The sequence below is a fragment of the Sphingobacterium alkalisoli genome, assembly GCF_005049105.1.
In the GTDB taxonomy this organism is placed as follows: domain Bacteria; phylum Bacteroidota; class Bacteroidia; order Sphingobacteriales; family Sphingobacteriaceae; genus Sphingobacterium; species Sphingobacterium alkalisoli.
The window spans coordinates 1-21,042 of the sequence record NZ_SUKA01000011.1; the positions used below are offsets into that span (position 1 = coordinate 1).

Sequence of the window (21,042 nt, forward strand, 5' to 3'; positions counted from 1 at the left end):
AGGTGAATCGATGAGAAAGGGAATATTGAAACAGGAATAACGATAACTTTTTTATATAATTGTATGATCTTTTAAGTGGCACGGTTTGACCGAAATCAATGGCACCATTACTCCGAAATACCCAATCTTCTGGTGTTATAAAAAAATTCAGTTGTTTTGATTTCATAATTATTGCTCTCGCTTTACTAAAATTTCAAGGATCCAATCTTCTTCTTTTTAATTTCTGTAGACGAATGTTCGAATACAGCATTAAAGACCATTTTTTCAAGTTGATCTTCGTCAAGTAAAGATGCAAAAATCATAGATTATTTCTTCACATGGATCTTCAAGAGGACAGCTAATAGCTTTATTACAACGCAAAAAACTGATTATCAAAACAATTGACTCTACTTATTTGTCATTGCTGCTATATAATTCTCGATTTCTCGTAAATCACAATTTATATCCTTTAGCGAAATTTTGATCGTCTTTTCTATGGGATCTGTATTTTCCACGTAACCTTCTTTCGAGTCACCTTTTATTCTTATATATAAATAATGCCATTTTCTTTCTTTCTCCACTTCCGCTGAAAACACATGACCCCAAGGCACTAATAACCTTCCCCAAATATATCGCTGATCCAGTATTCCTCTTTCATTAAAAACCAACACATACCTTCTACGAATAAGAAAAAATATATAGATGGTGAACAAGACAAACGGAACAAAAGTTAACAAAGTTTTAAAAAATGTCCAAGACTGAAAATACCCCGAACCATATAATACGGATTCTTTATAAATACCGGGTACCCCAGAAGCTACAAAAATGATAGAAAAAACAAAGAATAGGATTAACGAAAACCTATTTCTACGGGCATAAGCAATCTCATTCATATTTCAGCGTTTTTTTAACAAGCGAAGCAAATTCATTTTCAGTCATCTCTTCAATATTACTGTTCATTTTATGAATCAGAAATAAATACATAAAATCATGTTGCTTTTTTAATACAATTAACATGTTAGTAGATAATTTATCACCAGCTGGTTTCTCAAAAATACTCGAAGGTTTTACTTCAGCAGAAATGTCAGAATGCTGATTTCTATTAAATTTTATTTTGAATCCGTAACTATTTTCTATAAAATATGCATAAGTACTGTCATTTTCTATTAAAGCTTTAGAAAGACTTGATTTAGGAAGATGAATTCCTATTGACTCGATTTTAAGTGAGGAATAACTTGGCCTATAATAAAATTTTATCAATTGGTTATCTATACCAGAATAGACAACCCCTCCATCTATACCTAGATCTGTCAAATCGTTATAACGATCGACAGCCTTATATAAAGGTTTTGACGGCGACAGATTAAGCTTAATCGCAGTTATATTGACCTTACTCTGATATTCAAATGATGAAATTATAGATTCTTCATTTATAAATATTGTTTCGGAATGTCCTATATAACTGGAATCAAGATCTAATACAGTGAGGTATTCTTTCGGTATTTCTGACTTTAAGTAAGATACTTTTTCGTCCAAATATTCTTCGATCCACCCCGCCCCTTTGAAGAGTACTATGAAAACCATAATTACCGATAATATTAGAGCTAATATTTTAAATATTTTCATAACATATTTTTAAATATTTTAAAATGCATATTTCAAAGCAACCTAACGGGACAGGACTGGTCATCTTGCGGATCACTTCACTTCTTCTATGCATGGTAGATACTATCCAGTTTTGTTGTAACTCTCTAAACGATCCATCGCTGCTCGTTATAACAGGAGCTGGTTTTGGTGTGTAAAAATAATATATCCGCGTAATTGTCCTATTGTTCTTTTTAACAATCTGCAGATATTATTTCTCAAATATTTCCAATTCTATGATAGGTGTCTTATCTCGCAACGAGTTGATAAAGTCATCTGTAATAATTTCCATTTCAATGTTTCTAAGTCGATCCAATAATTTCTTCTGGCGTTCTTTCTCTTTAATCATTAGAGGATCGTTAGCTATCTTGGCTTCCATTAAACTATCAGATGGAATAATATCATACTTTTCTTGAATAAACATATCAACAGTATCTCTTGCAAAAATTGCAACGTCGACAATATGCTCCGTATTCTTCTCAAGTAGATAACTCAAAATACTAGAGATCGATGTACAAGCATCCAATGCAAAGGAAGTTGTTATATCGGGGAACTCTTCCGTATCTGGAGTTACGATTTCCAAATTCGCTATCGCGAATTCAATTTCCGAAGAATTAAATAAATCGTCCTTTATCAAGGATTGATAGATTATCGAAAGACCTTCTCCGAGAGATTCCAATTTGCCCCACCTATTTATTCTTTGGAAAAACATGTAGTTGGGATACAATCTTTCTGCTGTCAATGCAGCAAAAAGAATCTTTCCTCTATCGGGAATACCTAAAATAAGTTGTTCAATTTCTTCTCTATACTTATCCATCTCTAATTTATTCCTTAAATATCAAAGGCCCATAAGGTTTTACAGGTGTTTTTGGCACCACGCCGAACTGTTGCAATACTGATTGTATTTCAGCATCATAGAACCTAGCCCCGTAGTCAAGCTGGTCAAGGCCCATCTCAGTCTGCTTCTCCTTTCCGTTGTACTCGATAAAGAAAAGTTATTAAACATATCAGCTAAGTCTAATGTTGGGTATATCAAAAAATACACGCTGCACTTCGAGAATAAATAACTTTTCATCTTTAATTATCTTGTCAGCTCTTGAATCAAAAGCTACGTCTTCTCCTACTTCCGAAACACCTACGTTATCTATATCAAATTGGAATACATAAAATTTATTTTTATACCATATATCTAAAACAATCGCCCCAGAATCAAACTTTGTAAAGTCATATCTTATCTGACTATTATCTAAAAACTGAACAGTACGATCAAATAAATCAAAAAAATTTCCCATAGTTATTTCTTAAAAAAAATCTCCAGTGCCTCTCGAAAAATACTAAATCCTCCATCGGATTGAATCTCTATTCGATGACCTTTCGTCAACGCTGTAACTTTTTCTTTATCAATTTATCAAGTTGCTGCATAATTTTTTTCTTTTGGCTATCCCATTCCCCCTGGCTCAAGGAAGCCGAAACTGTTTAGAACCAAAGTTTCCTATCTCAAGTTATTAGCATTGGCTCGCAGTGCCTTATATTCCGCTATACTAAAATCCCTAAAAACAGTCGTTGTTCCCCCTTAGCGACAACTTCTAATTAGTATTATAAATAATTTTTGAAAATATTTTCACCTCCTTTATTAATCACATATCGCGTGTTTAATGAATCCCAAATTTGTACATAAATTGTTCCATCCTCATTTTTACCAATATTGATAGAAATATTATCTTCAACTTCATTTGTCTCGATTTCGATTTCGTCACTATTAGCAATAAAAACTTCTACAGCTTCCGGTTCCTTTGTAATGGACATTGTATCCTCGCTACAGTTTTTTACTTTTATTTTTACTTTCATATTGCTATTTGAATCTCCGCATCGTAAAACCTCGCGCCGTAATCGTACTGTCTACCACGATTTTCCGTAGTCCGCCCGATTTTGTAGCAGTCCCAAACAGGTTTTCTTAAAGAACGTTAATTACTTCAAAGATAGTAGTTTGTCCGTATTGTGCAAACGGCGTTTTAGGGTTGGATTGATCGTCTGTTACAGCAAATGTATCCTCCGAAGAATTCGTCCTGTAAAGGGCTTGATGAAGAGAACTGAGCGCATGTGTTCGCTACCATCGATGCATTTATCAAGGCTGCAAAGCTGAAGAACATTGGCCATGTAGATATAAAAGCCCGACCTTGAACGGATCGGGCCTTTATCTTAGTTTCTTAGAAACTATTTCCTGAATTTTATTCCGTATACTCTTCTCAAAGACTTAGTAACCAGTACAACAAGAAGTTGAAGATAAAATAAAACTGGCATGACACCAAGCAACCACTTTAGGGCATTATATTTTAGTTTTACGCGTACCAATTCCTGAACTGGGTATACAAAATTCATATTCAATGGTACACTTGAAAACCGTCCATTATAGATTTCATCATATAATCCATACAAACAAATTATAAATAGACCAAACCAACTTATTTTGTTGTTTGATAAGAGAAACAATATAATTATCAACAATAATAAAATACCACCATTTCTAAAGGGTATGTCATAAAATACACATATGAGTGAATTAACAACAAGCAATACAAATAGTACAATTGAAACGGTCTTGCGATATTGAACAAACATTACTTATAATTGAAATATTTAACTTTTTTATCATACTCCTTTTTAAGATCACCAACACTTATCACTTTAGGGGTATAAAAATATCCATTCTTGCTCCACGTATACTCTGTCCCATTCTTGGACGTACCTAAATATACCGCTCCATGTTTTGTATCCGAAACCATTCCAAAATCAAACAAACTAAACTTTTCACCACCAAAAGACAAAACAGTTTTCCCAAATTTATATTTTTCAGAACTGCCTGTCACATTTTCCATCACCTTTGTTGTTTTATCAAATTTGTCTGTGCTCATACCTGAAGAAAAATCAGGAGTTACACCTTGAGATACCGAAACAGCACACTCAAAACAGTTATAATTTTCTGCAGTAGTTAATTTTGCAAAAAAAACATCACTATAATTATCAGGATTATTCTTAACATCTTGAAGGGACGCATTTATATCCTTAACACCAGCAATATTATCTGACAACTTCAATAGTCCATATTTACTGGTATTTGAATATTCAGCATTTGCGGTTTTTTGATCTACCCCTAGGAATTTAGCCAAGGTTTGAGCATTATCTCCTGCCTCCTTCTCTAACACCAAAGTATTATTATAAACACGTGGTTTCCATTCAGGAGCCATCCCATCGGGATCAATAAACCTTATCGGATTATTAAAAGCATAGTTGTAAGGACTGTGTCTGCGCATCTGCTCCGCCAGCGGATCAATCACGTTCCATCTTCCGATTTCAGCATCGTAAAAACGCGTTCCGTAGTCAGTCCGCTAGTATATTTTAATGGTCTGCTTTATTGCCTTTTGAAACTAACCACCCCCTATAATATAACATATTCTCATCATCAGAGATTTTAGAAGGAATCGTATCTAAATTAAATAATCTTGCCTCTTTGAATACTTCTCGCCTCTTATCCAAGGGATATCTTTCATATACACCCATCACCTTTTTTAATTGAAAAGCCAAGGTGTCATCCTTAATAAAATCTCTTCCGTTAATAGAGAAGTAATTATCGCCATTTAGAACAACAATTCTTTTTACCGTGTCACGATCGATAAATTTTAATTGATAATAAACATTAAAAAAGTTACTGTTCTTGTTACTGTTCTTATCTCTAAAGCTGCAAAGTCTATTGATAATATTTTCAAACGTAAGCGAATCAATTATCTTTAAACCTTCATTGACCGACTGCCCTGCATATTCCCTCCAAAAATCAGGCTCAAACAATTTTTCATCATTATGATTAGCGTAAAAATCTGTGTAAAAATATTCTATGCGCCTTCCATCAGCAATATCACTTTTTGGAAGTATCTTTTTATTGTTTCCGACACAAGAAGAAATCAAATAAATAATTGTTAATAAAAAAAATCTAGACATATTTTTATCTATTAGTTTCCCATGGAAATTGCGGTTTACGATTCTGTATAGGGCTATTTACAGGAATAAATGCACCTCCTTTATGATTTGTCCTATATTCTCCTTCTTTTAAATCTCCCAATGCCTGACCCGTTCGTTTTTCCGAGCCTGTTATAACCCTTCTTTCCTCTTTATTATCATATTGCCCATCTTTAGCAGAACCATTGGATTTATATTCTTCCCTATTTTCACTTCCAAATTTCGCATGGTCTGCTTCATGTTCTAACAATGTTGCTGGCGACAACACCGCATTTCCTTTATTTGTTTCAACTTCTTTGGCTAGATTTGGATTCCAATCGATTACAGGGTCGCCTGTTTTGATATTTACACCACCCTTATTTTGTTCAAAATCGGTAATTCTCAAATGAGCAGTAACACTTTTATCGTTTGCCAAAGAACCTATGTTCGTATTTCCAACGTTATCCTCCAGATATTTAATAGTAGAGACAACCGCTCTGACCTGAGGGTTATCATGTTTACCTTTTATATCATCATAATTATTGCCTGAAAATCTAAATTGTCCCATTGGTTTATTTTCACCTCTGTTATAGTAAATGATGATATCCCTTCCATCAGGATCAATAAATCTAATTGGATTATTAATGGCATAATTATATGGAGACCATCTTCGGTGTTTCTCCGCCAGCGGATCAATCACGTTCCATCTTCCGATTTCAGCATCGTAGAATCTTGCCCCGTAGTCAAGCTGATCAAGGCCCATCTCTGTCTGCTTCTCCTTGCAGTTGTACTTGTACTGGTTAACAGCCGAGTTCAGACCTGCGCCCGTGTTCATTTCCATGCCAAAGGCATAGTAGTCCTGAATCTGTTTAACCGCGCCCGTATGGTCTATGATGGCACGCGTGTTGCCCAGATGGTCCTTGAGGAAGTACTCATAAATAAAAGAACTGCCATTGGGAAGGATACGGCCCTCCTCCGTCTGGATAAACTCGATCGCTCCGTTCCTGTACTGGATCCCGTCCGCATACTGGGTCGTACCTGTACTGTGCTGCTTGCTCAGTTTCCTGCCCGTGGCGTCATAGCTGTACGTCAGGGTCTCCGCCCCCTTCGTAAACTTTCTAGGTAAATTTAACGAATTATATTCGATATCCGTAATACCCAGCCGGCTATTTGTGACCGCATTGCCATTGGCATCATAGGTAAATGTATTACTCCTTGCTGCAGTCCCGGCATCGGCCACGCCGTTCAGCCTGTTGCCGGTGTAGCTGTACTTGAAATGGTTGTACCAGCCGGCACTGCCGCTGCTGCGCCGCAGTGTGTCGATATTGCCCATATTGTCATAGGCAAGCTCTTCGTTGAAGAAATTGTTCTTGCCCGTGGCGCTGTAGGCAGCTTTCTTTAGCCTGTTGAGCGGATCGTACGTATAGATATAGCTCTGCAGCGGGGTCTGCGTCTGCCCCGTTGTTACCTTGGTATTCCACACGATGGAACCGATGTTACCGTTGTAAGCCTGTGGATTGTTCGCATAGTTGAACTGCATCGCAAAGCGGCGTTTGTCCGTAAGCACATTCGGATCGTTGATCCCCGTGGTCCAGCCCCGCTCATTGTAGGTATAATATATTTCCTGCTGGTTGGTGGTCCCGTTTACATGCAGGTTCTTCTGCTTCAGCTGTCCGATCTCGTTGTACACCAGCTGGCTCTGCACGATCTCCGTCTGCGTGTTCACCTTCTTTCTGGTCTCCTTCAATCTGCCTACGTGGTCGTAGCTATTGGTCGTGACGATGGTCGTCGCAGTTCCAGATGCCGAGGGTCTGTGTACGCGTGTGCTGGTCAGCAGTTCTCCGGGAAAACTGTAGGTATTGGTGACGTAATCCGTACCTCCGGTAAACTGGTTCTCGCCGGCCGACTGGATAAGCCGCCCACGCTTGTCGTAGTAGTTTACGCTCAGCAGCGGAAGGGTACCGTTATCCCTGTAGACCAGGCTCCCCGTCTGAAGCCCTTTTACAAGATTGGTCGAATCCAGCCCGGCAGTGGCGGCAAGTACGCCGGATGTCTTGAACCCATAGTCGTCGTAATAGTTTACCTGAAGGACCGTCTTTGCCAGCGGGTCACGCGGGTAGCTCCTGTTGTCATAGGACGTAGCATTGTATGCCCGGCTGTCCCAGAATGCCGTCGTGCTGCTCACCTGTTCGGCGTTCAGGATATCCTGAAGGGCACTCCGTAGCAGGTTGCTGCGGAAGATACCGCTCTCCGTAACCCTGCCGAAGGCATCGTATTTTGTATACAGCCATTCCTTGGTGGTCTTTCCACGCTGCAGGGCATCCTGTGTCAGTACAGGCTGATCGTTCCTGTTGTATACGATATGCTCCCAGCCCTTGCCTGGGATCTTCTTTTCGATCAGCCTTCTTCTGCCATCATACCTGTACGCGTAGACCTTCTCGTTGAAATCGGTGTTGTTATCGGTTACCGTAGTGGTCGTATAGCCGGGCGGGATCACATAGCGCAGGTCGCCGAAGTCATCGTACACATAGTAGGTGTTAAGCGCCTCGGTATTGCTCTTCCATACCCGTTTCAGTACCACACGGTCTTCAAAGTCCTTATATTCCTCTACTGTGCCGCCCTTTCCGTTGGCCGTTATCCAGTTCTCGTCCTTTGTAACGGTCCTGTACAGTTTACCCGCTGCGTAATAGGGTGTGCCGCTGGCTCCCAGGTTATTGGAATTGACGGTCCACAGGCGGACATCGCTCGCTACGTTCGTACCGTAATCCATGGCAACCGTATGACCCGTAGCCGATGCCGCAGTGACGGCGCCTCGGTCTGCCGAAGGCTGCCAGATCTGCCCCGGAGCGCCCTGTTCCAGTACGCGGTTCAGCGGACTGTTCTCGAATACCGTCTCCGCATAGGGTTTCGGGGTGCGTACGATACCGGATATATCATCTCCGGTGGTCCTGGTGTAGAAGGTGGTTACGTTACCGCTCCCTCCGGTCTTGTAAGCGCCGTTACCGTCTGCGTGAACATACGGCAGGTATTTCCTGCTCTCACGACCAAATCCGTCGTATTCGATATGCTGGACGATATCCTTATGCCCCGGACTGGCCATAAGATCGACCGTCTGAAGGGGACGGCCAAGGCCATCGAAATACTGGACGGTCTGGTTCTCGTCGGCGATCGAACGCGGATCGTCCATGTTGGCCGCGGTCACACCCGGCTGCCTGAACGTACGGCTCAGGATATAGTTCTGGTTACTGCTCGGCGTACTGGTCAGTAAAGGTGCACTCAGCAGGTAAAGCCGTACATTGCTCCCCGAAGGGATATGGAAACCGTTGGTCAGCGTAATACTCTTCAGCGCAGTGATCTCTGCCTCACCGCCATAGCTGGAAAGGCTGATGGCCTGCTGCCCACGTACTCCAAGGGACAGGAACAGCGCCGATACCGTATACATGATTGTCTTTCTCATTGCTTATGGTCTGTAGTGGTAGCGGTAATTTTTCAATACGTTGTCCTCGAAATCAAGCACATCCTTCAATCGCTGGAAGCCGTCGTACTCATAATACTCAGTGATACCACGCGGATCTGTCATGCTCGTCATGCCCACAAGCGGCCTGTACGTATAGCTGCTTATCTGCGCTTTTTGCATGTTCACATTGTTGCGTAGCGAGTCCAGTATAGTTTTTATCGTTGCGTCGGATACGGTTGGTGAATTAAGGGCATTAATTTTATTGTTGGCAATGGTGCCGCCTCCGAGTGCAAGCAGCACCTCAGCATACGTCGCATTCTCGATCTTCGCTACAGGATATTGACCGCCATAACCCCATAGGTAAATTGTTGTAGCGCCCGCATTGACTTTTACTTCTCTTGGGTTTAGAAAGTCATCATATGATAAATAATTTTTGAAGAGTCTATAACGGCTATCTATACCATACTGCTGGTTTTGAGCCGAGGGTGGGGTAAGGCCCTGGGTTAGATTTCCAAATTTAAAGCTCGTCAAATTTGTAGGACTTTCTTGGCTCAAATGAAATACATTTTTTAGTATCCCTTTCCCATTTCGGTAATACTCTAAGTATTTACCTGAGGTCACAAGTTCTCTGTTATTGCTTTTATTAACAGTTACTGTCTCAATAGGCAAACTCAAATTATTGCTGTTAATAAGATCAGCAACCCATCCTTCATTAAGCAATTTATAATCAGCCGGATAGGTAAAATAATTAATCACTTCATCTGATTTACTGTTTGTAGATCGAATTTTTCTAATTTGATTGTCATCACTATTACCATAGAGGAACTCTTTAGTAGAAATTAACGGCTCACTGTTATTATTAAAGTATTCAGATGTGGTTGTCTTTGTCAAAACAACGAATCTACTTTGATAAGCAGATTTCTGTAAAATCAAAAAATCAACTTCAATGTTGGCTGGCAAAAGGTCTTGAGGGTCAGAATACAATGAAGTCAAATTTTTATAGAACAAGCTTTTAAGATCTAAAAAGACAACAGTTTCTGACCAATCTGGAAGCTCCGAATAATCATTATTTACAGATCTTATTTTACGTCCCAAAGCATCAAAATACTCAACTTTCCTCACTTTTCCTCTTGATTGGGCATTGGAAATATTAGCTAAGAGCTTTTCGTCTATATCGTCCAACGGACTAGCGGTTTGGTCCGAGGCTTCTGAAAAATTAGAGTAATGATAAACTATCTTCGAGTTATCGTCCATAATCTCTTCTACCCTTGAATAACCTACAGGAAGCGCATCCTGTCGTTCATTCAAACGGGCGGAACTCATGACAAACCCGCTCGCGCCTACTCCTCCCGTAAACCCTGCATAATAGATTGGTTTGCTATCAAGTTGACCACTGGATTTATTAGTGCCCTGTAACCTATAAAAATACTGCTTTGTCGAAATCTGCCCATCATAATCCCATTTAATTCTTTTTATTCGTAGCCCAGGGCCTATCATACGATCTTTTTTTATTCTTTTTGTAAATGAAATCTTACCACTTGCTGTTTGAATGTCAGAATTGCCTGGATTAAATAATTGATTTGTTTGAAAAATTTGTTGCAACGTATAGTCACCTGCTGACAAGAATAAATTCGAGGTCTGGCTGACAGCCCCCGATAACCAACTCCTATTGGGACCGATTGGTATAATTTCTTTTCTGATTTCGACATTTGTACCAACATCCAGATTAAAACTAATTGTTGATGGATCTGTATCAAATACTCCTTCCTCATAAAAAAAACTATATTCATTATAAACACTCTCATATCCCTCTTCTATATCTCCAGGATCATAGTCGTTGGACTCATGCTCAAAACTGACTGTTCCGCCAGTCCCATATTCAATCTTTTCCAATATACAAGCTTTGACTTTACTCGGTATAATGGATCTGTCTGCACCATATAAATAACGATTATTAAAAAAACTAAAAACTGTTGGAATCCGTGTAATACCATTATTGATACCGTTATAATATCCCCAGTCATCAATGGAATTGGATGCATATGGATTCCCATTAAACATACCATAACTGGTAAACCTTTCAGAGTTATACGAAAAGCGAAACATCAACTGTTCCGTTTGATCCTGAACACTTTGCTGATAGATATCAGAGAGCATCAAGCGCGATTCACTGGGGCGATACTGAAATCGTACTTTTTTTAGGATATTTTCGTTCAAATCATACAACTGAATTTCGTCAAGTTTTTGTTCCTTAGCCCCTAAATTTGAATAACGTGGGGGATGATAAACGATATCATCCCTATCCGAAAAGATAAACCTGATTTCATGAAGTTTGGTCGTAATCCTATTGAGGTATATCACTTGATCTCTACTGTAAATTCCATCTGTTTTAAATAGATCAAAATCATTTACATTTCCCCCCCGTCTAAAATGAACTTGTCTAGTAACAGCTGTCTCCTTAAAGCGATAACGATTAGTCTCAGCCGTATAATGATAGTTGATCTCCTCATTATTTAAATCTATAATTTTGGTAAGATACCATGATGATATATAAGACTCTTCAGGAATGCTTTTCCCAAAATATGATTTCTCTACTGTCGAAAACACGTACTTTATTCCGTTATCATTTGTAAGCGTAAAAGAGGTAATTTGATAATTTCTTGAATATTCCAACTTAATCTTTTCCCCATTTAAAAAGCAGATATTTCCTTGGTAATCAAAAACGAATTTCGCAGATAGGCCCGGCGCACTAACGTAAAATAGATCAGGATGGCAATCAACTTCGCTTTTAGTCACTTGCTTCACTATCGCATCAGAAGGGTACACTTTATTATACTCAGTAAGCATTTCTTGGCCGATATTCAAAATACCTAAGCCCGAATCATCGGGAATCCCTTTAATTATTCTCGAAATTACTCCTCCTACTTTTAGATTAAAACTAAGCCCTACCCACCCCGGTATTTCATTTACTTTAACGCCTCCAAAATTATATTTTATAGAAATCGTTTCCGATAAGTTTCCTTGTTTCACCTCCATCAATTTTTCTTCAAAATCAACGAGACCATTGTAAAGTTGTGTACTCATTTCATTAGATTTCATAAAAGAGTATGCTGTAGGTGATGGAAGGAAAAAATCATCGTCTCTTCCAGATTGGGCATATAAATAGTTACTAATGCAAACCAATAAAAATTTTAAAAAAAATTGCTTCATATGAGATTATCTAGTCAAATAAAAATATACGTCTGTACTAATGTGGAAGCGAATTGATATTAGCAGCATCATACGTCTCAACGAAAGCCCGAATAGTATACATATTGGTATGGTTGGTTTTTACTTTCACGATATTATCCTCTATTACCAATATGGGATGATTCGAAACTTGTCCTGCGGAAGAAACCATGCGTAAGGTCCAGACGCTGTTTAAGCTATTGTACCAAGTTAGATACTCTGCTCCGGTTCGTGTGCCGGTGGATAACACAGATAATTTAATGCGGTAAAGGGCTTCTTTTTTCAACGCCTGACCTGAGGCATCGGTCAACTCAACAAGCGTCGTGTTGTTAGCTTGGATATTTTTAATAAATGTTGTCGTTTGTGCAGTACCATATTGGCAGATTAACAATCCAATTAACGACATGCTAAATCTGATAAACCTAATCATTTTTTTCAATCCAGTTTTTTACTTGTTTAATACTATCTTTCATTTCAGTGATTTCTTTTCCCTGATATTCTATTTCCCGGTTCTTCTCTATCAGGAGCAGTGTCAGCTCTTCGATTTTTTTCAGCAGCAGTTTGTTCATTTCCCCAAGTGATATCCCCTCTTTTTCTACTTCTGATGCACTTGGTATTTCAGGAAGATGGCCATTCTGCTTTATAAACTGCTCGATCTCCGGTAAAGACATTGCTTCATATTCATCCTGAAATACGTAATCCGGCCAGTTGGCGGTTTCTACTTTGATTTCCTTAGCACGGATATTGCCGTTGACGGACAGCTTTGTAGTAGGGCTAGTAGTACCTATTCCTACATTTCCATTTCCTGCTATATAAAATCTTGTCTGAAATTCCCCATTTACCTTTCCGGTCTGGAAAAATAGATGTCTATCTGTCGCATTATCGCCCGTTGGGGCAACCCTGATAAATAAATTCTTATGATTCGTACCGGGGTCATCCGAGGTAATAAAACTTCCGTTTGAAGCACCAGATATTAAGACATAGTTATTTCCACCACTTAGCCTCTCAAACATGACATCTCCTTTGACCTGAAGACGGGCTAGAGGATTTGTGGTACCGATTCCGACATTCCCTGAAGTAGGGAATACATTGCTTTGTCCATTTGCAGTTAAAGCCAATAGCATACATAAGCAAGATAAAATTCGATTTATTTCTTTCATTAATTATTTTTTTTAATCTATTGCAGATAGTTTCTTTAACGGGAGTCTGTTCATCTCTCCCAAAGACACACCGTCTTTCTCTGCTTCCTCTACCTTAGGTATATCAGGTAAATGCTAATTATATATCTTTACTATTTCTATGCACTATTTATATTTTTTTTATTGAGATCTGCTTTCAACTATTCAAAAAATTATTAACGCTATTATTTTTTTTCCAGTTCCTTGATACGTTTATCTTGTTGCAGGATATAAAGTGTTAATTCCTCATTCTTTTTAAGCAGCATATTAACCATTTCTCCAACCTGCACGCCATTCAGTTCGACCTCCTTCGCCGTCGGTATGTCTGGTAGATGTCCGTTTTTGTTTATAAAACTTCCCAAACTATCCAGAGACATCAACTTGTGGTCTTTCTCGAAAACATAATCTGGCCAGTTGGCCGTTTCTACTTTGATTTCCTTAGCACGGATATTGCCGTTGACGGCTAGTTTGTCGGTAGGATTAGTAGTACCAATTCCTACATTTCCATTATAAGCAACCATAAGTTTATCTTCAATATTGATCCTTCCCATCTGTGCTTGCGCACGTACGGTACCGCCACCGTCAGGTAAGGCGCCAGAATATAACTTCGCCACGTTCCAGCCGTAGTTATCTGAAATCAATTGTAAGCTTGTTATAGAAGTCGTGAAATTGACTTCTATAAATGTAGTATCGCTGCTATACGTCACTCGCGCTGCAGACCAGTAACCTCCTTTTGCATTGCTGCTAAGTGAAATGCCACCTACAACCGACCAGTCCTTGAACCACTCGATATCGGCTTGGTAGGGTGTATTATTGCCCCCACTTGTGTATAATGATATCTTCCCGAAACCCCGCCCCGATGTGCCATTGCAGTATGCAACTCGCTTCCATCCAACACCGTTTACGGAAGCTGTCGAATTCGTCTGACTATAGGCATTGACAGACAGCATGACGCTCCATAAAAGCAAGGATATTAATGTAGTTTTTCTCATGATATTACTTATTACCGTTTTCCTTAATAGCGGAAAGCTCCTTTTCAACTCGTTCTAATCTTTTGTCTTTTTCGATCAGGTGCAGTGTCAGTTCTTCGATTTTCTTTAACAGGATTTTATTCATTTCGCCCAACGATATACCGTCTCGTTCTGCATCCTTCGCTTTCGGTAGCTCTGGTAGATGTCCATTGCTTTTGATAAACTGTTCTATTTCAGCAAGGGTTTTTAGATCATACGCTTCCTCGAATACATAATCCGGCCAGTTAGCCGTTTCAACTTTGATCTCCTTACTCCTGATCGGACCATTCACCGCCAGATCGTACTCACGCGGAGTCTGGGTCTTTATGCCTACTTTACCCGGGAAATATGCCAGGCTACTTTGTGTACTGCTGACGCCTAACAGTGATTCAACAGAGGGTTCGTTGCCATTGACCATTTCAAGCCTTGGAGCGTAGAAAAACTGCTGGTCATTGATATTTGGATCATAATATAGATACGCTCTGTGAACCGTGGAAGTGGCTGAAGCAGTAAATTTAAAGTCTGTCATCGATAAAACCTTCTGTCCTGTTGAGCCATCGTATATACCGCCGAGATGAACGGTCGAGGCATCTGTATGGGCATGTATGTATCCTACCAGCAGGTACCATTGATCCAGCTTGGGAAGTACACCGTTCCAGAAGTAGGGGTTTCCGTTTGCAACACCATCTAAATTTGAAACAGACCTGCACCCAAAATAGGTTCTACCGCTGGTCGAGTTCGACTTTTTTATCCAAACGGTCATACGGTACATTTTGGAAGGATCGATCGTGATATCCGTTGTATTCCAGCCGCCATCAGCCTGTGCATCTCCCCCCGGAATCGATTTCCAAATGATACCGCGATGTCCATGTGGAGTTTCTCCCCATTCCCGGATATTTTCAGAGGGAAGCCCACTGAGGGAAAACATACCCGCACTTCCGGATCCGATGTTCCATGCATTGACATCTAAAAGGTTCTGGGCATGACTTACGGTACACCAAAAACCGATCAGCATAGTAAAGACAATTCTTGCTCTCAAGAGAGGTTTGTTCAATTTCATAGGGTAACTTCTAAGGTTTTTATTTTATTTTCGATAGGTATCTGCTGGACGGTTGACTACATTTTTTTTCTATTGATATTCGCTTCGATATGGTCAGCCTAAAAAATAGATCGTGATTGTGTTATTAATAAATACAGTTTGGTACAACAACCAACAGGACATCATATCCCAGTGTGTTACTTTCCTGTAAAAGTGAAAATTATTATTTAAATGTATGTTCCGTCAATATTATTATGCTGTTAAAATATTTCTGTTAATTACTGGTCTCTTATATTATATGCTTCTCAACAATTGATTTCCAATAAAATTATAAAAGGTTTATGAGAAAAACAAGAAAACACAATATATTTTGAAATTTTATTTTCTTAAGGTTAGGAAAAACAGTATACAAGCATAGAGCCGTACAGGATTCTGTACGGCTCTATGCTTGTGTGCAACGCCTAGTAAAAAGTCTCTACTTTTTGGCTGGGATTCCAGCGCTATCATACTTATCTGATCTTTTGTATTTTATTGCTTCCTTTTCTAAAAACTTAGTACTTGGATTTCAAACGGTAATGATGAGTCTTTACACTTAGTTGTAAATGCCCTTTTTCATGTGAAATAGCATTACAAGTATTCATCCCATCCGCATCGATCAAGAGCCTAAGATTTTGTTGTTAGCAGACATAGAAAGAATATCTTTTTTATTTGCTCCACCAGCTGGCCTATAATATTCTGCCCCTATCTCCTCGTTGTTGAACCTTGCCCAGTAGTAGTATCTATAATCAACTAAAAAGGTCTTACGAAATAATTGATAGGTTCTTAATCAAAACAGACATCTGAAATATAGAAATAAGTATATATATGATATAATCTCCAAAAAAAGTTACTCCTTTTATAAGAAACCTATTAGAGGGGTGCTCTCCCCGTCTTATTATCATAAATACAAGCACACGTACTATACCACGAAATATAAAAATTCCAAAACTGAATAAAAATAAAATAGCAACTAATTTAGTAGACAAAAAATACTGATCAAATAGATACTGAAAAGTTAGTATTCCCGCAACCACTAGAACTGAAATACAACCAATAACTAGCCACTGCATTTCGTTTTCCTTCTTTACAAAAAAAGTGTGAATAGAAAAGTTTAACAGCAAAAAACAAAGCATTAAAATCAAAATAATCATAGTTATTTTTTCTATGTAATCGTTCGCAGATTCGCTTAAAACTCGTTGGACTTTACACCAATTTGGCGCTCCAGCTCCTCAATTTTTTTAGTTTGGGAACGTAGGGCTTTATTCGCTTCGATCATATAAAGGGTCAATTCTTCGTTCTTCTTGAGTAATTTGGTGATCATTTCCCCAAGTTGTACGCCATTCGATTCGGCATCTTTTGCTGTCGGTATTTCCGGTAAATGCCCATGTTCGCCAATAAAACGCTCCACACTGTCCAGTGACATAAGTTTGTAATCCGGATGAAAGACATAATCTGGCCAATTACTGGTTGTCACTTCCACTTCAAAAGCAGAAAACTTTCCGTTTACCGACATTTTACTACCTGGCTTTAACCCAGATCCAACAGCTAATGTTTTAGTAACTCGAAGATCCCCCGCTTTAGTTAGGGTCATGGAATAACTTGAAAGCCCTCCCCAATGCATCGTTCCGTTACTGTGGAAACCAAACATCAACTGAGTTTCCTGTCCTGGATTATATAATATTGCTGCATGGCTCGGATTAACAAATTGCAGTAAATTTCTATAATTATTAATACCCCCCACAGCATTGTAACCATTAATTGATACGCCTCCCATTACCTGCAATCTACTCTCCGGTGTTATTGTTCCAATTCCCACATTTCCTGAAACTGGAAAGGTATTGGTTTGCGCATGTGCCAAGTAAAAAGAACCAAGGCAAGCGAAAAGAATTGTTATCTCCTTCATTTTAACTGTTATTTCTTTATTCATTTTTAATCGCTTTTATTCAATATCGCTGAATATTTTTCCAAACGTTGTAAACGCTTTTCGAACTCCTTTATCTTTTTGTCTTTTTCTATCAGGTGCAGCGTAAGCTCCTCTATCTTCTTCAAGTGTAAAACCCCTTTTCCAAAGGACACTTATGTTCTTGAGTGGATATAGGGTCTCCTACCCTAATAGTACGTAATCTTACACTAATGTGTACAAAAAAGATAAAATTCACCCCCATTACCTTGACAATCTGCGTATTGCTAATCGGACATACTTTTCGTAACATCTATAATTCTATCTGTCCACATTCCACTAAATTCAACTGAGTCAGCAACTAATTTTATATATCTATCTCCTGTATCGATGGAGACAAATCCATAAGGTTTCCAATTTTCTTTCGTCATTCCTTTTGGAAAAGGTCTCGAAACAATTAGAGTACGCTGTCTAGACTCAACCAACGTATCAGCAAATATTTTTCGGATTTTTAGTTGATTATGATAATAATCAAGAAATTCAATCTTTACGATTTCTCCTGGGTATTTATAATAGTTCCAGAATCCAGAAGTACTGAACGCTCTATCCCCAATTTTACTTACAATGATTTCATCATTAATCTTAATCTCTATTTTCTCTCCAAATTGAAGTTCTGGGAATTGAACAGAAAAATTCGCGCTGTCTTTAGTGCTAACTTGAAAGTCAATGTGATCGCCACTACCCTCACAACCAAAAAAAACAATTATTATCCAAAGAAAACATATCTTTTTCATCGTGCTTTTCTCCTTCCTGGTATATTATTATAGTTCAAATTACCGTTGTACAAGTTATTAATAATAGTCTGTATTTGTCCCCTCGTCGCTTTGCCCACGGTATTCATAAAAAAACGTTTAGCGTCCTTTCAATTGTTCTTAATCTCCCGCATTATACAGCAAAAGCATTGTATTCCATAAAGCATTCATTGTCTCTAAGTTCATTACCCAAACATAATCATGTTCATTAACTTTAATGAACTCATATTTTTCGGATTTGCCAAATGTCAAAGCAACTTGATTTAGAATTGTTAAAAAATCACCAATAACAATTTCACCTTTAGTCATAGAAGGTGTCAAATAATAGATTTTTTCGGTGCCTATAATAGTATAAATACCATCATCTTGTTGGATTCCAACTAACGCTTTTACATTATTCTTATTTAAATACTGAATTATATCACTGCCTTCATCCCTGTAGTATTTGCCAGATAGCTTGTCCAACAAATTACGTTTAATTCTAGCCTTAATATTAACACTTTTCATATTATAGTTCTTTACTTAACATAAACATATTGTTTGGATTCCCCGTTTGGGTCACCTTAAACCCCATAAATTCTACCCCCTTCTTCACAGCATTCAATAATCTCGGTGTAATTCCATGATTAACAATCGGGCCCGTATTAATTGTCACAGATGTAGCTCCATTAGTTTTCAATGCATTAAAAATCAATGTTATATCACTAAATTTGACTGAAGTCATATATGTTATAGGAATTTCAGCAATACCATTTTGAATTACTACCTCTTCTGGAAAGAAACCAAGTCTATGAGCAGCAGCCGTAGCTATTTTGTCAAATATTACTTTTCCAGAATTGCCGTTTACCGTATTAGTAACAATAGGTATGCTCCTGCTTGTCAAAGCAAACTGAGCGGGCTTAGCCCATAGCGTTCCCATCCCTAAGGATGCAGCTTCGGCAAAGCTGTTCAACATAGCAGCGGAAGCTCCAACAATATCTCCATTATTTGCAGCCTGTCCAAATCTCCGCGATTGTCCCCATATTGGCGTACCGTCCTGAAAATACTCCCATTGCTGATGCCAATTTACGTTCTGTAAATAAGCCCAACTTCGGTCTGTGAAACTACTTGCGGTGACCACAACCTCTTCAATATTAGCTCCGAAATAGGTCTCCTTCCCTCCGAACCAGCTGGAGATATTGTTCCATAGATTGCCCCATTCAGGCCATCTTCCATCCGGATCAATAAACATAATAGGACTATTGAACGCATATGCATATGGCGAAAAAGACCCATCGCGCTCAGAGAGCGGATCCACCACGTTCCACCTACCTATTTCCGCATCATATAGCCTAGCACCGTAGTTGTACTGCCCCTCCAGCGTGTAAGAACTTCCAAAGGTGTGACTGCCGCCTGCAAGCTCGTCCAGCCTTTCCTTTCCATTGTAAAGATAATTATTAATTCCCGATGTAAGGATACCTTTGCGCTTTCCGAACGGATAATAGTCATCCTTCTGGATGACCGTAGCGCTGGCCACACCATTTGGCTGCAGGGTTGCCCGGACATTCCCCAGATGATCTGTCACGTTGTAACGGTAGGAATAGATATTGTCGGTTGGATTGCGCTGCAGATACCCCTCTTCCGTATGAACCATCTCGAGGCTGCTCGCTGCGCTCCCGAGCTTACTGTACTCGATGCCCGCTACATAGTCCCGCTGTGTCGTACTGCCACCAATAGTAGCTATCCTCCGCAGTTTCGACCCTGCCGCATCATACAGGTAAGATACACTTGCCCCTGTCTTCGTTGCCGTCTTCGGCAGGTTAAGGTGGTTGTAGGTAAACGCCATGCCTGTACGGTCTGTCTTGGCGTTGCCGTTCGCATCATAGGTATAGCTTCCCGTCATACCTCCGGATAAACCTGTAAGCCGATTACCCGTGTAGGCATAACTGGTTGTCGTCGCATTATCCCGCTTGAGGGTAAGGATATTGCCCATATTATCATAGCTCAGTACTTCGCTCATCGCCGTACCTGTGCTGCTACCACTGGTCAGTCTATAAAGAGTATCGTCGCCGTACCTGAACACATTGGGTGTAGCTGTCGTGCCATGGCCCCAGTGCTGCTCGGAGATATTACCGTTATACTGAGGAGTAGCTGTCGCCATGGGATCGTTGTACTTCAGTACTTCCGTAAAGTGCGGCGACACTATCCCGCTCGACCAGCCCCGTTCATTGTAGCTATAGTCTACCTGGGTGATGAAGTTTGTCCCGTTATCCCCGCTGTGAAGCTTCTTTTGCTTTACCTGGCCGATTTCGTTATAAACTAGGCGGCTCTGGACAACCTCGGACTGACCGTTGATCGCTTTCCTGGTATCCACAAGCCGTCCGACATGGTCATAGGTGTAGCTGGTGAGTACACTGGTTACCGCTCCACTTGGTGAAGCTTTATGATCATGCTTGCTTGTCAGTACTTCCCCAATGAAACTGTAGGTATTGGTCACATAATCCGTACCGCCAAGATGGTTCTGCGAGGCTACTTGTATCATCCTGCCCCTGTCGTCGTAATAGCTTACCGTAAGCAGTGGTGCTGTACCGTCATCCTTATAAACCACATTTCCCGTTGGAAGTGTCTGGGTCAGCACACTGCGCGTTATGCCCTGTACCGGTAGGTTTGAGGCCCCTGCAAAGTTATAGTCATCGTAATAACTGACCGATAGCAGTTTGATCGTGATACCTGTCCCCGCGATCGGGAATGTGGTATTGGCATAGTTGGCCGCCCCCTTACGGTCTT

General features: G+C 39.6%; 16 protein-coding genes and 1 pseudogene. All 17 read right to left on the minus strand.

Annotation, left to right across the window (positions count from 1 at the left end; translation table 11 throughout):
• Positions 1-386: 386 nt before the first annotated feature.
• The 17 genes and pseudogenes from FAZ19_RS22405 to FAZ19_RS22485 all read right to left on the minus strand — a co-directional run bounded on the left by FAZ19_RS22405 (position 387) and on the right by FAZ19_RS22485 (position 20,893).
• A complete protein-coding gene (locus FAZ19_RS22405) occupies positions 387-872 on the minus strand; it encodes a hypothetical protein (RefSeq protein WP_136823012.1) in 486 nt (161 codons plus the stop codon).
• Entirely contained in the window at positions 865-1,605 is a 741-nt protein-coding gene (locus FAZ19_RS22410) for a hypothetical protein (RefSeq protein WP_136823013.1), read from the minus strand. The genes FAZ19_RS22405 and FAZ19_RS22410 overlap by 8 nt, the downstream gene beginning before the upstream one ends.
• 229 nt (positions 1,606-1,834) lie before the next feature.
• Positions 1,835-2,440: a DUF416 family protein gene (locus FAZ19_RS22415; RefSeq protein WP_136823014.1), complete on the minus strand. Its 606-nt coding sequence runs from the start codon at positions 2,438-2,440 to the stop codon at positions 1,835-1,837.
• A gap of 190 nt (positions 2,441-2,630) precedes the next feature.
• Positions 2,631-2,915: a hypothetical protein gene (locus tag FAZ19_RS22420; protein ID WP_136823015.1), complete on the minus strand. Its 285-nt coding sequence runs from the start codon at positions 2,913-2,915 to the stop codon at positions 2,631-2,633.
• A 304-nt stretch (positions 2,916-3,219) separates the two neighbouring features.
• Positions 3,220-3,471: a hypothetical protein gene (locus FAZ19_RS22425; protein WP_136823016.1), complete on the minus strand. Its 252-nt coding sequence runs from the start codon at positions 3,469-3,471 to the stop codon at positions 3,220-3,222.
• A gap of 1,388 nt (positions 3,472-4,859) precedes the next feature.
• Positions 4,860-5,003, minus strand: a pseudogene (locus tag FAZ19_RS24550) (RHS repeat-associated core domain-containing protein); the annotation flags it as partial.
• A gap of 16 nt (positions 5,004-5,019) precedes the next feature.
• A complete protein-coding gene (locus FAZ19_RS22435; protein WP_136823017.1) occupies positions 5,020-5,616 on the minus strand; it encodes a hypothetical protein in 597 nt (198 codons plus the stop codon).
• A gap of 4 nt (positions 5,617-5,620) precedes the next feature.
• Entirely contained in the window at positions 5,621-9,070 is a 3,450-nt protein-coding gene (locus FAZ19_RS22440) for a DUF6443 domain-containing protein (RefSeq protein WP_136823018.1), read from the minus strand.
• A gap of 3 nt (positions 9,071-9,073) precedes the next feature.
• Positions 9,074-12,154 carry a hypothetical protein gene (locus FAZ19_RS22445; protein ID WP_136823019.1) on the minus strand — a complete coding sequence of 1,027 codons (3,081 nt, stop codon included), beginning with the start codon at positions 12,152-12,154 and terminating at the stop codon, positions 9,074-9,076.
• A 163-nt stretch (positions 12,155-12,317) separates the two neighbouring features.
• The gene (locus FAZ19_RS22450) at positions 12,318-12,728 is read right to left on the minus strand and encodes a hypothetical protein (RefSeq protein WP_136823020.1); all 411 of its coding nucleotides are present in this window, start codon (positions 12,726-12,728) and stop codon (positions 12,318-12,320) included.
• Positions 12,721-13,458 carry a hypothetical protein gene (locus tag FAZ19_RS24160; protein WP_188876188.1) on the minus strand — a complete coding sequence of 246 codons (738 nt, stop codon included), beginning with the start codon at positions 13,456-13,458 and terminating at the stop codon, positions 12,721-12,723. The genes FAZ19_RS22450 and FAZ19_RS24160 overlap by 8 nt, the downstream gene beginning before the upstream one ends.
• A 203-nt stretch (positions 13,459-13,661) precedes the next feature.
• Positions 13,662-14,468, minus strand: coding sequence for a hypothetical protein (locus FAZ19_RS22460; RefSeq protein ID WP_136823021.1), 807 nt, complete (start codon positions 14,466-14,468; stop codon positions 13,662-13,664).
• A gap of 4 nt (positions 14,469-14,472) precedes the next feature.
• Positions 14,473-15,546, minus strand: coding sequence for a hypothetical protein (locus tag FAZ19_RS22465; protein WP_229707678.1), 1,074 nt, complete (start codon positions 15,544-15,546; stop codon positions 14,473-14,475).
• 1,204 nt (positions 15,547-16,750) lie between these two features.
• Entirely contained in the window at positions 16,751-17,491 is a 741-nt protein-coding gene (locus FAZ19_RS22470) for a hypothetical protein (protein ID WP_136823022.1), read from the minus strand.
• 260 nt (positions 17,492-17,751) lie between these two features.
• The gene (locus FAZ19_RS22475) at positions 17,752-18,258 is read right to left on the minus strand and encodes a hypothetical protein (RefSeq protein WP_136823023.1); all 507 of its coding nucleotides are present in this window, start codon (positions 18,256-18,258) and stop codon (positions 17,752-17,754) included.
• A gap of 138 nt (positions 18,259-18,396) precedes the next feature.
• On the minus strand, positions 18,397-18,783 hold the full coding sequence (locus FAZ19_RS22480) for a hypothetical protein (RefSeq protein WP_136823024.1): 387 nt from the start codon (positions 18,781-18,783) through the stop codon (positions 18,397-18,399).
• 1 nt (position 18,784) lies between these two features.
• Complete coding sequence (locus FAZ19_RS22485; protein ID WP_136823025.1) at positions 18,785-20,893, minus strand: RHS repeat domain-containing protein; 2,109 nt, start codon at positions 20,891-20,893, stop codon at positions 18,785-18,787.
• Positions 20,894-21,042: the final 149 nt, after the last annotated feature.

Bases quoted from the DNA above. Each gene is read 5' to 3' on its own strand.
- FAZ19_RS22405 (WP_136823012.1), bottom strand. From the start codon at position 872: ATGAATGAGATTGCTTATGCCCGTAGAAATAGGTTTTCGTTAATCCTA.
- FAZ19_RS22410 (WP_136823013.1), bottom strand. From the start codon at position 1,605: ATGAAAATATTTAAAATATTAGCTCTAATATTATCGGTAATTATGGTT.
- FAZ19_RS22415 (WP_136823014.1), bottom strand. From the start codon at position 2,440: ATGGATAAGTATAGAGAAGAAATTGAACAACTTATTTTAGGTATTCCC.
- FAZ19_RS22420 (WP_136823015.1), bottom strand. From the start codon at position 2,915: ATGGGAAATTTTTTTGATTTATTTGATCGTACTGTTCAGTTTTTAGAT.
- FAZ19_RS22425 (WP_136823016.1), bottom strand. From the start codon at position 3,471: ATGAAAGTAAAAATAAAAGTAAAAAACTGTAGCGAGGATACAATGTCC.
- FAZ19_RS22435 (WP_136823017.1), bottom strand. From the start codon at position 5,616: ATGTCTAGATTTTTTTTATTAACAATTATTTATTTGATTTCTTCTTGT.
- FAZ19_RS22440 (WP_136823018.1), bottom strand. From the start codon at position 9,070: ATGAGAAAGACAATCATGTATACGGTATCGGCGCTGTTCCTGTCCCTT.
- FAZ19_RS22445 (WP_136823019.1), bottom strand. From the start codon at position 12,154: ATGAGTACACAACTTTACAATGGTCTCGTTGATTTTGAAGAAAAATTG.
- FAZ19_RS22450 (WP_136823020.1), bottom strand. From the start codon at position 12,728: ATGATTAGGTTTATCAGATTTAGCATGTCGTTAATTGGATTGTTAATC.
- FAZ19_RS24160 (WP_188876188.1), bottom strand. From the start codon at position 13,458: ATGAAAGAAATAAATCGAATTTTATCTTGCTTATGTATGCTATTGGCT.
- FAZ19_RS22460 (WP_136823021.1), bottom strand. From the start codon at position 14,468: ATGAGAAAAACTACATTAATATCCTTGCTTTTATGGAGCGTCATGCTG.
- FAZ19_RS22465 (WP_229707678.1), bottom strand. From the start codon at position 15,546: ATGAAATTGAACAAACCTCTCTTGAGAGCAAGAATTGTCTTTACTATG.
- FAZ19_RS22470 (WP_136823022.1), bottom strand. From the start codon at position 17,491: ATGAATAAAGAAATAACAGTTAAAATGAAGGAGATAACAATTCTTTTC.
- FAZ19_RS22475 (WP_136823023.1), bottom strand. From the start codon at position 18,258: ATGAAAAAGATATGTTTTCTTTGGATAATAATTGTTTTTTTTGGTTGT.
- FAZ19_RS22480 (WP_136823024.1), bottom strand. From the start codon at position 18,783: ATGAAAAGTGTTAATATTAAGGCTAGAATTAAACGTAATTTGTTGGAC.